The organism is Tepidisphaeraceae bacterium (assembly GCA_035998445.1).
GTDB lineage: Bacteria > Planctomycetota > Phycisphaerae > Tepidisphaerales > Tepidisphaeraceae > DASYHQ01.
The window spans coordinates 64,083-77,502 of sequence record DASYHQ010000010.1 but is presented as its reverse complement, the minus strand read 5'-3'; the positions used below and the strand labels follow the sequence as shown (position 1 = coordinate 77,502).

The following is a 13,420-nucleotide window of genomic DNA, read 5'->3' as shown; positions in this document are numbered from 1 at the left end:
AACGTCGTTCAACCGAACCACCATGATTGCTATCCCACAACGCGTCCTTCTCGGCCCCGGTCCCAGTGAGGTTCCCGCGCGCGTGCTCTCGGCGCTCGCCCGGCCGACCATCGGCCATCTCGATCCCGTCTTCCTTCGCTTAATGGACGACATCCGCGACATGCTGCGGCAAGTTTTTCGCACGACGAACGAGATGACGCTGGCCGTCAGCGGGACCGGGTCGGCCGGGATGGAGATGGTTATCGCCAATCTCGTCGAGCCAGGCGACACGGTGCTGGTGGCCGTCAACGGCGTCTTCGGCGGGCGCATGGCCGATGTCGCGGGGCGGTGCGGGGCCGTCGTTGAAACCATTGAAGCCCCCTGGGGCACCGTGTTCGATCAGGAAGCCCTCATCGCGGAGATTCGCCGGCGAAAGCCCAAGGTCTTCGGCATCGTTCACGCCGAGACCAGCACCGGCGCGCTCCAGCCCGTCGACCGCATCGGACAGGCCGTCCACGACGCGGGGGGGTTGTTCGTCCTCGACTGCGTGACGAGCCTGGCCGGCGTTCCGGTCGAGATCGACGCCTGGGGTGTCGACGCCGCCTACAGCGGCACGCAAAAATGTCTCTCCTGCCCGCCCGGCCTGTCGCCGGTCACGATCTCCCCCCGCGCCGTGGCCCGCCTCGACGCCCGCAAGCAGAAGGTGCAGAGCTGGTACCTCGATTTGATGATGGTCCGCAGCTACTGGGGCGGCGAGCGCGCGTACCACCACACTGCGCCCATCAACATGCTTTACGCGCTGCACGAGGCGCTGACGATCGTGCTCGAGGAAGGGCTCGAGCCGCGCTTCGCCCGCCACCGCGCCGCCCACGAGCGGCTGCGCGACGGGTTGCGCCAGATGGACATCGAGTACGTCAGTCAAGCGGGCTTTGGCCTGCCGATGCTCAACGCGATCCGCGTTCCCGACGGCATCGACGACTTGGCCGTGCGCAAGCGCCTGCTGGCCGATCACGACATCGAGATCGGCGGCGGCTTGGGCGCGTTCAAGGGCAAGGCGTGGCGCATAGGCCTGATGGGCCACGGCGCTTCGCTGCGCAACGTCGACCTCGTCCTTGCCGCCCTGCGGGCCGTGCTGGGCACGCAGCGTGCCTGAGGCCGCGCAAGCGAGGGACTGTCGTGCAAGGCCTGGCAGGCATAGCATGCCCGCGACGGCCCTCGCTGGGGCCAGCGGCCGACTCTACGCCTCTTCGTCGCCGCCCATCGAACGGAACTGCCGCCGGTACGCCGCGAGGGTCATTCCAACCTCGGCGGTGAAGACCATGTGCAGCCGGCGCACGCTGCGGAAGCCGCTGCGCCGGGCGACCTGCTTGAGGCTTTGGTCGGTGTGGGCCAGCAGGTCGCGAACGCGGGTTAGGCGCACGCGGCGGATCTCCTGCAGCAGGGTGCGCCCGTACAGCTTCTTAAACCGCCGTTCGAGCGAACGCCGCGACGCCGGCACTTGGTCGAGCACGTCGCGGACGGTGATCGGGTCGCCCGCCCGGTCGCGGATGAACCGAACGGCCGTGGTGAGGTCGGCGTCACCGGCGGCCAGCACCTCGCTCGACTGGCGCACAACGACGCCCAGGGGCGGCAGCGTCACGCGCGCGGTCGGAACGTCCTGACCGCTCATCGCTCGGTGAAGCAGGGCGGCCGCCTCGTAGCCGATGCGCTCGTGGGGAATGGCGACGCTGCTGAGCGGGGGGTGGGTCATCCGGCAGAGCAGCTCCTCGTTGTCGACCCCCACCAGCGCCACCCGGTCGGGCACGCCGATCTGCAGGTGCTGGCACATCGCCGCCACCCGATGGCCCAGCACGTCGTTGGCCGCCAGCACGCCCACGGGCTTCGGCAGGCTGCGCAGCCATTCCATCAGGTCGTCATCGCTCGGCTCCGCCTGACCGGCGCCGTGCGGCTCTGGACACCGGTGGTAGCGGCGGCCCGCCTGTTCTACGGCCGAGCGGAAGCCCGCCTCGCGCAGGGTGGACCAGACCACGCCCGCCCGCCCGACGAATCCCAGGTCGGCCACCGGTTGCGCCAGCAGCGCTTCGGCCGCCACCCGGCCCACGGCAAGGTCGTCGCAGATTGTGCCGGGCAAGCGCAGCAGCAGTCCGGTCGAATGGCTCATCCCCACGACGGGTACGCCCGCGCGACTTAGCCTTGCCAGTTCCGGCACCGAGTGGCTGGCCAACACCCCGGAAACCCCTGCGCGCTCCAGCCACGGCACCTGGTCTGAGTCCGGCTCGATGAGCTGAATTCGCCAATCGTGCCCTTCCTGCACGAATCGCTGCACCCCGTGGAGCATCCGTAAGTGCATGCCGCTTCCGCGGTAAAGCACGACGCCGACCGTCTTTGGGGTCATTATTTCATTCTACGCTAAAAGCCACACGTCTGCCGCAATCGGAGACTCAAAATCCGCTTTTGTGCATGTCACGTGGCGTATCTTCTGCACGTGGTCGTTGTTGACCGCCGCCCTGTCACCGTCGTTTCGAGGATAAGCAACATGTCGTCATCTTTTGTCTCCCGCGCCGCCGCCGCCTTGATCGCCGCCATCGTCGTCCCATCGGTGGCGAACGCTGCGGTCATCAGCGTGAACTTTCAACGCAGCGGTGACACCCCGCTGACCGCCACGCAAACGGCCGGCGTCGTACCGGCGGCGAACTGGAACGATGCGGTCGTCAGCAGTGCCGTCACGCCCAGCCTGGCCGCCGGAACGGTCAAGGACGACGCCGGCAACGCGCTGGCGAGCACCACGATCGGCTGGTCGTCCACCAGCGTGTACCGCATCTTCACCGCCACGGCGACGACCGGCGACGGGCAGTTGATGAAGGCCTACCTCGACAACAACGGCGCCGCGACGATCACGATCGCCAACCTCCCGGCCACGTTCACGGACGCCGGGTACAAGGTCATCGTCTACGCCGACAGCGACAAGACCGACGGCGACCGCGTCGGGCAGTACCGCATCCTCTCAGGCACCAGCGGCTCGACCCAACTGGGCGAGGCGAAGTATCTCCGGGATAGCGCCAACTTCACCGCCAACGGCACGTCGGCGAACTACGTGGAAAGCACCGTCACCGTCAACCCGGTCCCGGCGGACAACACGACGGAGGCGCTGGCGATCGGGAACTATGTGACCCTGGGCAGCGATGCCGCCCCGCTGACCGCCTCCACGTTCCGCATCGAGGCCTTCGCGGCCCGGTTCAACGGGTCGGTCAACGGCTTCCAGATCGTCAGCGTCACCGCCGTCCCCGAGCCGACCTCATTGGCCCTCGCCGCCGTCGGCGCCTGCGGACTGCTCGCCCGGCGTCGCCGCAGCAGCAATGGCGCGACCTGCTAAGGCCGCGTTAAGACTGCTCGCCGATCGGCCTCGCGTGACGTTCGATCGCAGGGCGGCACCTATCACCTTCGTACTCACCGGAACCCGGCCCGCGTCCCCGCGCGCGCCGGGTTCCGCGATTTTAGGGACCTATCTTCCCGTGCCAAACCCCCGAATGACCGTTCGATTTTTCGGAGTCCTCACCATGATCACGACGCTGCTCGCCTCACGTCCACACCGATCGGGTTTCGTCTGGGCCGAAGCCCTTGAACCGCGCAAGTTGCTCGCCGCGGACGTCGCGTACGATTGGGACACGGTCACGCTCAACGGGGGCGGCTACGCGCTGCACGTGATCGTACACCCCAGCGACTCCAACGTCCGCTACCTGCGTTCCGACACGGGGGCCAGCCGATGGGACGCGACGGCCAACAAGTGGGAGGGCATTTCCGACACCATGACCGACCCCTCGTACTGGCCCACCTCCTCGCTGGCGATCGACCCGTCCGACGCGACCAAGCAGGTGGTCTACGTCGCCGGCGGCAACCGATTCAGCGGCACGGGCCAACACAATGGCGAGATCTTCAAGTCGACCGACGGTGGGCGAAACTGGACGGCGAGCGGGCTGAAGTACCCTGGCACGACCACCCGGGTGAAGATCGGTGGCGGCGACGACAGCCGCCAGAAGGGGGAGCGACTGGCGGTCGACCCCAACAGCAACGGGCAGGTCCTGTTCTTCGGGTCAGCCCAGGACGGGTTGTGGCGCAGTGGCGCCGCGTCGTCCCCCGGCTCGTGGGCGCCGGTCGCGGCGTTCACGGAGTTCGGCGTTGGGCCGTTCGGCGTGCAGTCGATCGCGTTCGATAAGAACGGCGGAACGACGACCGTCAACAACCAAACGGTCTCCAGGATCGCCTATGCAGGCGTGCGCGGTCGCGCCGACGATCCCGCAACCACCGCGGTGAACGAGTTCGTCGCCGGTGGCATCCACTACACGAACAACGGCGGGCAAACCTGGTCGAAGATCGCCAGCAGCCCGTGGCAGGTCAATCAGATGACCGTCGACGCCAACGGCACGCTCTGGGTCGCCGACGACGCGGGCGTCTTCGCCGCGGGGCGTCCAACCGGGACCAACGCGCCGGTGCTGGTCAACAAGAACTTCACGGGCCGGGCCAAGGGCATCGATTCGCTCGACGGCAACACCGCCATTATCACCACCGGCTACTCCGTACGTCGCACGACCAACGGTTCGGCCGCGTCACCCACGTGGACGGTGCTGGTGGACGACAAGAGCACCGCCAACATCGACCGCTCCGATTCGCCGTGGATCAACCAGGGCCTGGGCGCCTTCGGGTCGGCGGTGATGGTCACCATCGACCCGAACAATGCGAACCGGGCCTGGACGTCCGACTACTACCGCGTTTGGCGAACCGATAACCTCAGCGCCACCACGCCCACGTTCATCAGCGATTCCAACGGGTACGAATCAATCGTGTCGATCGGCGTGTCGTCGCAACCCGCGGGTGGAAATCGGTTCGTCCATTACTTCTCAGACGTCGGTGGCGTCACCTACGGCGACCTCGGCCAAGCGCCCAATCCCGGTCGGGACACCACCAAGGCGCCGTTCATCGGGCTGGGCGACACGAGCGGGTACGCGTTCAGCGAGGGGAACGTCAACTTCCAGGCGTTCGTCGGTGAAGGCAACCGCCGCGACGGCGCGATCGGTGGGTACACGGTCGACGGCACGAACTGGCTTCCGTTCGGCGCTGGTGGCGCCGGCATGCCGGGGCTGACGTACGGCACGCGCAGCACGACCTATCACCAGGGCAAGGTCGCGGTCGGCGCGCGCGGTCCGGGCGGCCAAGTGCCCGTCGCCGGGCAACCGTCCACCTACCCGAACATGGTCTACGTTCCCGGATCGCAACACGTGCCGCGCTATGCGACGTTCGACGCCGCCGGCAACATCAGTTGGAACGACTCCACCGGCGCATTGCCCGGCATGGGCGGCGGGTATCAGGAGCGGGGCGAGCTCGTCGCCGCCGACGCGTCCGACCCGAACCTTTTCTACCTCACGTACGGCAACACCGACGTCTACCGCAGCACGGACGGCGGGCGGAACTGGTCGAAGGTCAACCGGGTCGGCATCTACGGCGCTGCGGGTGGGGTGATCAACGACGTGCGTGCCATGCCGCTCTGGGTCGATGGCAGCGGCGCGACGCGTGGCAGGCGGGAAGTGTGGGTCGGGAACTGGGGCCAATACAACAATCACAACGGCCAGGACGGCGGCCTGTTCCGCTCCACCGATGCCGCCACGGGTTTGACGCGGGTGGCCAACATCGACAACGTTCAGGCGTTCAGCTTCGGCAAGCCCGCGCCGGGGCGCAGCAACCCGGCGCTCTACGTGCTGGGCCGGGTGAACGCCAACGGGACGTTCGCCCGTGGCATCTTCCGTTCCGACGACGCGACGGCGACCACGACCGCCGACGCCGCGGGGGCGACGTGGGTCAAGATCTATGACTCGGCGACGTACGCGACCGGCATCAACCACGGCGAGTGGCTCCGCATGGCCGCCGACCGCCAGACCTACGGCCGCGTCTACGTCGGCACGCTCGGCAGGGGGGCTTGGGTCGGCGAGATCTCGGGCACCTCTGCGCCGGCCGTCCCCACCGCGCCGGCCAACCTATCGGCCGCCGCCGGCAACGCGCAGGTGAGCCTATCGTGGTCTGCCGTCAGCGGGGCGTCGACTTTTAACGTCTACCGGTCCACCACCAGCGGGTCGGGATACAGCAAGATCAACGGTTCAGCGGTCAGCGGCACGACCTACACCGACACTGGCCGCACGAACGGCACCGCGTACCACTACGTCGTCCGCGCCGTCAACACCGCGGGCGAGAGCGGCAACTCGAACCAGGCCACCGCGACGCCGGTCGCGCCGCCGGTGGCCACGTCCTCGACCTACTTCGAGGCCGAGGCCTACGACGTCAGCCCGTGGACTGAGGTCAGCGACATGGCGGCGTTCGGCGGCAAGTACATCGTCACCACCGCCAACACCAGTTCGGTCCCGACCGACGGGCAGTTCTCGATGCCCTTCTCCGGCTCCGGCTCGTTCAACATCTGGACGCGCGTGCACGCCCCAACCGTCGATGACGACTCGATCTACTTCAAGGTCGACAACGGCGGCTGGAACACCTGGAACAACATGAACTCGGCCAGCGGGTTCAGTTGGAAGAAGTGGGGATCGACCTTCAACCTTGCCGCCGGCAGCCATACGCTGACGATCGCCTACCGCGAGAGCGGCACCCGGATCGACCGGTTCCTTGTGACCAACGACGCCTCGCTCACGCCGTCCAACGCCGTCACCGCAACGGCGGTGAAGTTTTCGGGCACCGTCATCGGCACGAGCGGGTCGTACAACAGCCTCGGCAACACGCGCGACAAGGTGTTCGACAGCGACCTCACGACATTCTTCGACGGCCCGGCCGCCAGTGGCAACTGGGTCGGGCTGAACCTTGGCTCTGCCAAGACGATCACGCAGATCAAGTACGCCGCCCGCAGCGGGCAATCGGCGCGAATGAACGGCGGGTACTTCCAGGCCTCCAACACTGCCAATTTCAGTTCGGGCAACGTCACGCTCTACATGATCGGCGCCAGCGAGAACCCGCCCAGCGGCAGTTTCACGACGCGCAACGTTTCGGTCGCGGGAACGTATCAGTACGTGCGCTACGTCGCCCCAGACAATTCTTGGGGAAACGTCGCGGAACTGGAGTTGTGGGGTTATTGATCTGACCCTTTTGGGCCTTTGTCGATATCCAAAAATTGCAAGTCCATCAATATTTCCGTCATAACTTGTTTTACACCGGTATCATGGTAGAGTTAAGGCCTGTAAGGCGATAGTGCTGACGATCAGCCACATCGGCACCGCGTTGCGTTTGGTAAGGGCCGGTGTCGCTACGCATGGGTGAACAGGACGCCCTCCGTCCGGCAGCGCTTTGAGGGGACAGAGGCAACAGGGGGTCATTTCTAAAATTTCGATTCGTGATGGTTGCGCAGGCGTTAGCAGGCTCGGCCCGTGTGGGCAGGCGGTCTGATTAGCGATGCGGGGTTAGTCATGTCAAAGGAGAGTAGAGTGAATCAGGCAAAGCAATCGGTTCGGTTTGTGATGGCGGCGCTGTTCGGCTTGGGTCTATCTATGATGGGCAGCACCAGCGAGGCGGCGGTGCTGGCGACGGACTCGTTCTTGGTCGGTTCGAACTCGACCGCGGGCCAGTACACGATCGGCAACATCGGTGGCCAAGGCCCCACGGTGCCTGGTTTCACCGGAAACTGGTCGTCGGGCTCCGTCAGCGTCACGGCGACTGGCCTGTCCAGAGCCGGCGCGACCGTCAGTGGGACCACCCAAGGCGGCGCCATCACCAGCACGGGCACTAACGCACGGGTCTTCCGCAACTTTACGCCGACGACCGAGACGACGACCGGCGCGACGACCGGCGCCTCGTTCGTCGGCACGCGCTACCTCAGCTTCCTCGCCCAGTTCACTGGGACCGCCACCAACTACCGCGCCGTCGAACTTTTCAACGGCGGCACGAACGAGGGCGACCACCGCAAGCTTCAAGTCGGCTACAGCAGCACCGACTTCGGCACGGCCTCCGCCAACTTCGGCATGCGGGTGAACAACAGCAGCACCAGCCGGGCGCTCAGCAACGTCGCCTTCAACGAGGACGTGAACCTGTTCGTGCTGAAGTTCGATATGTCGGCCGACAATAACGCCGACACGGTTTCGCTTTTCATCAATCCCACTAGCGATTCGGCCGCCGCCGCCGCGATTGTCAGCGGCGTGAACTTCGGTGGGTTCGACCGCTTCGCGGTCGGCCGATTCAGCAGCAACGCAATCGCGGTCGACGAAATCCGCCTGGGCGAGACCTTCGCCGACGTCACCGCCGTCCCCGAGCCCACCGCGATCGCCATGCTCTGCCTTGTGGGGCTTGGTGCGCTCGCCCGGCGCCGGCAAAATGCTTAACCCGATCAGACGGCCATCCCCTGCATTGCTCCCGCGGGCCGGCGAAAGCCGGCCCGTCGGCATTTACGGTGACGCAGTGGTGGTGGGCGACCATGGGACGGCAACCGCCGGGAGCGAACACCGGGCCGGTTCACCTGCCGTAGAAGTTCTGAAGGTGATGTTTTCAGGTGCTCTTAGTCTCGGGCGAAATCGAACATGTTTCCAAGGCTTCACTCCCTGCTTTCGTCGTTGACGGCCCTCTGCGCGTTCGTCGCCTGCGCCGACGCCGCATCCCCGCGGAACCTGCGCGTGCTGCACCAGCACGGCCAGAGCTTCGTGACGTTCGATGAGATCGCCGGCTACGACGGCGAGTACCGCGTCTACCGCTCGGCGAGTCCGATCGCCGCCACCACCGAACTACGGCCGATCGCCACGCTCCGGCCTGGGTCGGGCCTGAACCGGCTTCACAGGCCCCAGACGATGTTCACCATTACCCACGATGGCGAGCCGCTTCCTACCGACACGGGCCTGCTGGTCTGGACGACGGCCGAGCCGGGTGAGTTCCATTACGCGGTCACGACGCCCGTGGACGAGGCGATCGTGGGCGGCGTCAACGCCACTGCACGCCCGGTTTTGGAAACGGTCGTGGCCCCTCAGGCCTATCGGTTCGATCTGAATGGCAAGACCGCCCATCCCATCGATGGCCATTACTTCATGTGGGACGACTACGCCAAGTGGGACCCGCAGGCGGGCTACTACGGCACCGCGTTCCTGGTGAGCGATCGCACCGCTCGTGCCGCGACAGAAGCGGGGGAGAAGCGCCCGCTGGCGGTGTGGTTGCACGGCGCCGGGGTCACGGGGCCCGGCTACGCCGGCTGGACGCCCGGTGGGCCCGCCGTCTGGATCGTCACCCAGGACTGGAAGTGGGACGAGAAAGAGCCCAACCCGTACAGCGGGCGTAAGCAGCCCCACTCGTTCTGGTTCGGCTACGGCAGCGACGGCGTCGCTTACAACTGGACGCAGGAGCGGATCGTCCGCTTCATCGAGTATCTAAAACAACATCCACCGGTGAACGCAGATGCGAACCGCGTCTACGTCACGGGTGGCAGCATGGGCGGTGGCGGTTCGCTGAAACTGGCATGGGCCTATCCCGACACGTTTGCCGCCACCGCGGTGGAACTGCCGTGGATCGACGCTGCCGCCTTCCCCGCCGCCCACAAGGACATGATCGGCAGCTTCGGCGGCGTCGACGCCGCCACCAGTTGGCCAGCCCGCAGCCCCTATAGCGACCCGTGGTGGGAACGCGCCGGTGCAACCTGGGCGCAGGCCGTCGACGCCAACTGGCTGGCCGCGCATGCACCACCGACCGTTCAGTTGCCGCCGGTCGCGCTCTTCTATCGGAAGGACGACCCAATCATCCTCGGGCAGGGCGTGCCCGCGTTCCTCGCGGCGCTGGAAGATCGACATCAGCACTTCACCGCCGGCTGGCGCGACGGCAAGCACAAGGGGTACGGACAGATCGACGGCGACCAAGCCTTCTTCAACGATTGGAACTGGGGCCGCAGCATGTTTCGGTTTCGCAAGGACGAAGCGTACCTGGCCTTCTCGGGCGCCGGGGACGACCTGGACGTGCCCGCCGCGGGGTCGCGCAACCTGAACGTCGATTGGAGTTCGAGCCTGCGCGACCTGTGGCCCGACTCGCTCAAGGACGCCATGGTTGACCGGGCCGATGAGTTCAGCGTGACGCTCAAAGCCTTGACCGGGGACGCCGTGAAAGTCGCGATCACGCCGCGCAACACGATCGCTTTCCGACCGCGGCCCGGTCAAACCGTGGATTGGCGGGCCACCGCACGGGATGATGGCCGCTTGCTGGCGAGCGGGTCCGTGGCGGCAGACGACCGCGGGCTGGTCAATCTACTCGACGTGCCGGTTCTCTCGGTTGGTACTCGACTGAAATTGACCCAGTCAGCCAACTAGGGCCTGTCCGGGATCCTGATTTCACTAAAAGTTCGCAGGGGCAAACAAAGATTGCGGACACAGGGATCCGCCCCATAGCCTGAAAAACACAGAAAAATACCGGTGTAATTTGCCTTTTATACCAGTATCACGTAGATTATGAGCATGCGAGTCACCGTTTCGGATATCGCGGCCGCCACGGGGTTGTCCAAGCCCACGGTTGCACGAGTATTGCGCGACGCGTCGGCTCCCTTTCGGGCCGAGACGCGCGAGCGCGTGATGGAGGCCGCCCGTCGCTTGGGATATCGACCGAACGCCGCCGCCAAGGCGATCAACTCCGGGCGGTTTGACTGTGCGGTGCTGGTGATGGGCACCGATCCTGGCCGAAGCTTCGTGCCGATGGGGGTGATCAACGGCATTCAGGCGGAGCTCGTGACGCACGACATGCACTTGGCGGTCACGCGCATGCCCGACCAGCAACTGTCGGACCCGAACATCGTGCCGAAGGTGCTTCGCCAGAACATGGCCGACGGCATCATCGTCAACTACACGCACGAGTATCCGCCCGAGCTGGCGAAACTGATGGAATGGTCGGGTGCGCCAGCGGTGTGGTTGAACACCAAGCGACCCAATGATGCCGTGCGTCCCGACGACGAGCTCGCCGGCCGCATGGCGACTGAGAAATTGCTCGCGCTCGGTCACCGTCGGATCGCGTACCTGCACATGAGCCCGTTGGCGGTCCCGTTGCCGCACTACAGCGCCGGCGACCGCATTGCGGGCTATTCGGCCGTCATGGCCGCCGCCGGACTATCGCCTCGGGTTCTTCATCGGCAGGTTTCCCATGCCGACCAGCCCGCTGCCGCCCGCGCGTTCGTCACGGGATCGGATCGACCGACCGCCATCATCGCCGGCAGCGACGGCAATGCGGTCCACGCCATTTATGAGGCGGTCCACGCTGGCCTGTCGGTCCCTGGGCAGGTGTCTGTCGTCGCGATCAGCGACGAGTGGGACCTGTTTGCCGCTGGCCTGCGGGTCTCGTCGTTCGCCGTCCACGGTCGCCACGAAGGCGAAGCGGCGGTCCGGCTGCTGGTTGAGAAGATCCGCGTCCCCAGCACCGCGGTGGCCACGGTCGCCGTCCCGTTCGAGGAACGGCCGGGGGAGACGATCGCGAGATCGCCAGAAGTCTAGTGACCGATCGGTTGCGTAGTGAGATCGGAAAGTGGTAATCGCGGCACGCATCGGCAGGTGCGCGATTGGGCCGTCGAGAAACGCTGGTCGCACGTCCGGTGCAAACGAGGTTGTGCATGTTTAGGATCGCAAGCAATACCCGTCCAGTTAGCCCTTCCCACCCGGCGACGGCCTTTACGCTGGTGGAGCTGCTGGTTGTCATTGGCATCATTGCCCTGCTGGTCAGCATCCTGTTGCCCGCATTGAACAAGGCGCGCGCCGCTGCGGTGTCGACCAAGTGTGCGGCCAACCTGCGTCAGATCGCGATGTATCAGACGATGTACGCCAACGAGAACCGCGGGTGGTACGTTCCGGAACTGGGCGCGTTTGACGGCTATTTGAAGTGGCAGGAGAAGTTGGGGCCGTTGGTGCGACGAGGCTACGTCCCTGATTCGCCACCGTCCGGTCAGCGCCGGATCTCCAGGGATCCTACCTCGATCTTCAACTGTCCGGCCGTTCCCGAGGGCGAGTTCGCCGCTGCACCGTCTGGGTTGGACTCGCGCTCCACCACTTATGCGTACGCCCCGTTCGTGGCCATGGTGTTGCCCCCGTCCAACACGAACGGCGGGCCCGGGTGGTTATATCGAGGAGCAAAGGCCCGGCGGCCGTCTGAGCGGGTGCTTGTCGGCGAGATGCACGCCGAATCCACAGGAATGTTTACGACGTTCAACGGCGATCGGAACTTTTCGCCACAATATAATGCTGTCACCAAAACGTTAGCCCCTGCGGGATTCTGGTCCTACAGCAATCCGTATCAGAACACAGGCGGATGGGTCGCCTTCCGGCACCCGGAATATCGCGGCTCGTCGGTCGAGGCTCGCAAGCGCATGCGGGCGAACGCGGTCTTCGTCGACGGGCACGTCGAGCTCGTCGCCCCGCAGACGCTGACGTCGGCCTCGATGCGCAATCCGATCCAGTGACCTACTCGAGGCCAGCCCGCGTTGTGACGAACGTGCGGGGCCTCGATCATGTGCTGCCGCTGTCATGTCGTTCATGTTGTCCGCAACCTTCCGCCGGTAACGTGCTGGCCAAATTCGTAACGGAGGTCCCATGTCCGCTGTTCAACGCAAGCTTCGCGCATTCACGCTGGTCGAATTACTCGTTGTTATCGGAATTATTGCTCTGCTAATCAGCATGCTGCTGCCGGCCCTGAACCGGGCACGAGCAGCAGCTAACTCGGTGGCGTGTGCGTCGAACCTGCGGCAGATCGGACAGGCGCTGAACCTGTATGCGGTCAACAATAGCAAGGGCGCGCTCCCTCGAGGCCTGTCGGCCGGCAACCCGTTGAACGGCGGGCGGTCAGACGCGTGGTATGAAACCATCAGCCAGTTCCTCACCTATCAGCAGCCGGCCACTGGTGCCACGCCCAGCCCGACCTTGCGCACCTCGCCGGTCTTCCGCGACACCGATACGCTTGACGGTGGCGTCAATCATTACACGGCCAATGCCCGCGCGTTCGGCGGGCGTTACCTGACCGACAACTCCGTAACGCCGGCCGTGCCGGCGAAGACGATGAAGATCGCCGCAATCCGCAAACCGACGGAGAAAGCGCTGGTCTGGGACGGCAACCAGTGCAGCAACAACCCCGGGACCCCCGGCGGCGCGTTCAACGCCACTGCTCGTTCTGAAGCCATGGACGGATGGAGCTATTACGCGCCACCATACTGGGTCGATACGACTACGTATGATCCGACGCGATTCATTCCCACGGTGAACCGCGACCTGGTGAACTATGACGAAGCGGGCAACGGGGTCCGACTGCGCCACTCGCGGAACACGCGGGCGAACGTGCTTCACGCCGACTTCCATGTCGAGTCGATCAGCATCCGGCAAGTGGTGCGCGGGTTGTTCTTCATCAATCAATAGTCGAGCGAACGTCATCGCATCCGAAGTACTTACACCTGTTGGAGATACCT

General features: G+C 65.5%; 9 protein-coding genes. 8 read left to right on the top strand and 1 reads right to left on the bottom strand.

Annotated elements, in window-relative coordinates:
- The first annotated feature begins 22 nt into the window (after window positions 1-22).
- On the top strand, window positions 23-1,132 hold the full coding sequence (locus VGN72_03070; protein ID HEV7298319.1) for an alanine--glyoxylate aminotransferase family protein: 1,110 nt from the start codon (window positions 23-25) through the stop codon (window positions 1,130-1,132).
- Window positions 1,133-1,216: 84 nt separating this feature from the next.
- Here the strand turns inward: VGN72_03070 and VGN72_03065 are convergent, their stop codons facing one another.
- The gene (locus VGN72_03065; protein HEV7298318.1) at window positions 1,217-2,374 is read right to left on the bottom strand and encodes a XylR family transcriptional regulator; all 1,158 of its coding nucleotides are present in this window, start codon (window positions 2,372-2,374) and stop codon (window positions 1,217-1,219) included.
- A 141-nt stretch (window positions 2,375-2,515) separates the two neighbouring features.
- Here VGN72_03065 and VGN72_03060 point away from each other — a divergent pair, with 141 nt between their 5' ends.
- The 7 genes from VGN72_03060 (at window position 2,516) to VGN72_03030 (ending at window position 13,370) form a co-directional block, all read left to right on the top strand.
- Complete coding sequence (locus VGN72_03060; protein ID HEV7298317.1) at window positions 2,516-3,352, top strand: PEP-CTERM sorting domain-containing protein; 837 nt, start codon at window positions 2,516-2,518, stop codon at window positions 3,350-3,352.
- 184 nt (window positions 3,353-3,536) lie between these two features.
- Complete coding sequence (locus VGN72_03055; GenBank protein ID HEV7298316.1) at window positions 3,537-7,106, top strand: fibronectin type III domain-containing protein; 3,570 nt, start codon at window positions 3,537-3,539, stop codon at window positions 7,104-7,106.
- Between the two features lie 345 nt (window positions 7,107-7,451).
- Window positions 7,452-8,342 (top strand): PEP-CTERM sorting domain-containing protein, encoded by an 891-nt coding sequence (locus VGN72_03050; protein HEV7298315.1) that lies wholly within the window; start codon window positions 7,452-7,454, stop codon window positions 8,340-8,342.
- Window positions 8,343-8,537: 195 nt separating this feature from the next.
- Window positions 8,538-10,298, top strand: coding sequence for an alpha/beta hydrolase-fold protein (locus VGN72_03045; GenBank protein ID HEV7298314.1), 1,761 nt, complete (start codon window positions 8,538-8,540; stop codon window positions 10,296-10,298).
- A 144-nt stretch (window positions 10,299-10,442) separates the two neighbouring features.
- Window positions 10,443-11,465, top strand: coding sequence for a LacI family DNA-binding transcriptional regulator (locus VGN72_03040; GenBank protein ID HEV7298313.1), 1,023 nt, complete (start codon window positions 10,443-10,445; stop codon window positions 11,463-11,465).
- Window positions 11,466-11,581: 116 nt separating this feature from the next.
- Entirely contained in the window at window positions 11,582-12,424 is an 843-nt protein-coding gene (locus tag VGN72_03035) for a type II secretion system protein (protein ID HEV7298312.1), read from the top strand.
- Between the two features lie 130 nt (window positions 12,425-12,554).
- Window positions 12,555-13,370 (top strand): type II secretion system protein, encoded by an 816-nt coding sequence (locus tag VGN72_03030; protein HEV7298311.1) that lies wholly within the window; start codon window positions 12,555-12,557, stop codon window positions 13,368-13,370.
- Window positions 13,371-13,420 lie beyond the last annotated feature (50 nt).

What these genes read in the sequence shown, in the direction of transcription:
- VGN72_03070 (HEV7298319.1), top strand. Translation starts at nt 23, where the DNA reads ATGATTGCTATCCCACAACGCGTCCTTCTCGGCCCCGGTCCCAGTGAG.
- VGN72_03060 (HEV7298317.1), top strand. Translation starts at nt 2,516, where the DNA reads ATGTCGTCATCTTTTGTCTCCCGCGCCGCCGCCGCCTTGATCGCCGCC.
- VGN72_03065 (HEV7298318.1), bottom strand. Translation starts at nt 2,374, where the DNA reads ATGACCCCAAAGACGGTCGGCGTCGTGCTTTACCGCGGAAGCGGCATG.
- VGN72_03040 (HEV7298313.1), top strand. Translation starts at nt 10,443, where the DNA reads ATGCGAGTCACCGTTTCGGATATCGCGGCCGCCACGGGGTTGTCCAAG.
- VGN72_03045 (HEV7298314.1), top strand. Translation starts at nt 8,538, where the DNA reads ATGTTTCCAAGGCTTCACTCCCTGCTTTCGTCGTTGACGGCCCTCTGC.
- VGN72_03035 (HEV7298312.1), top strand. Translation starts at nt 11,582, where the DNA reads ATGTTTAGGATCGCAAGCAATACCCGTCCAGTTAGCCCTTCCCACCCG.
- VGN72_03055 (HEV7298316.1), top strand. Translation starts at nt 3,537, where the DNA reads ATGATCACGACGCTGCTCGCCTCACGTCCACACCGATCGGGTTTCGTC.
- VGN72_03030 (HEV7298311.1), top strand. Translation starts at nt 12,555, where the DNA reads ATGTCCGCTGTTCAACGCAAGCTTCGCGCATTCACGCTGGTCGAATTA.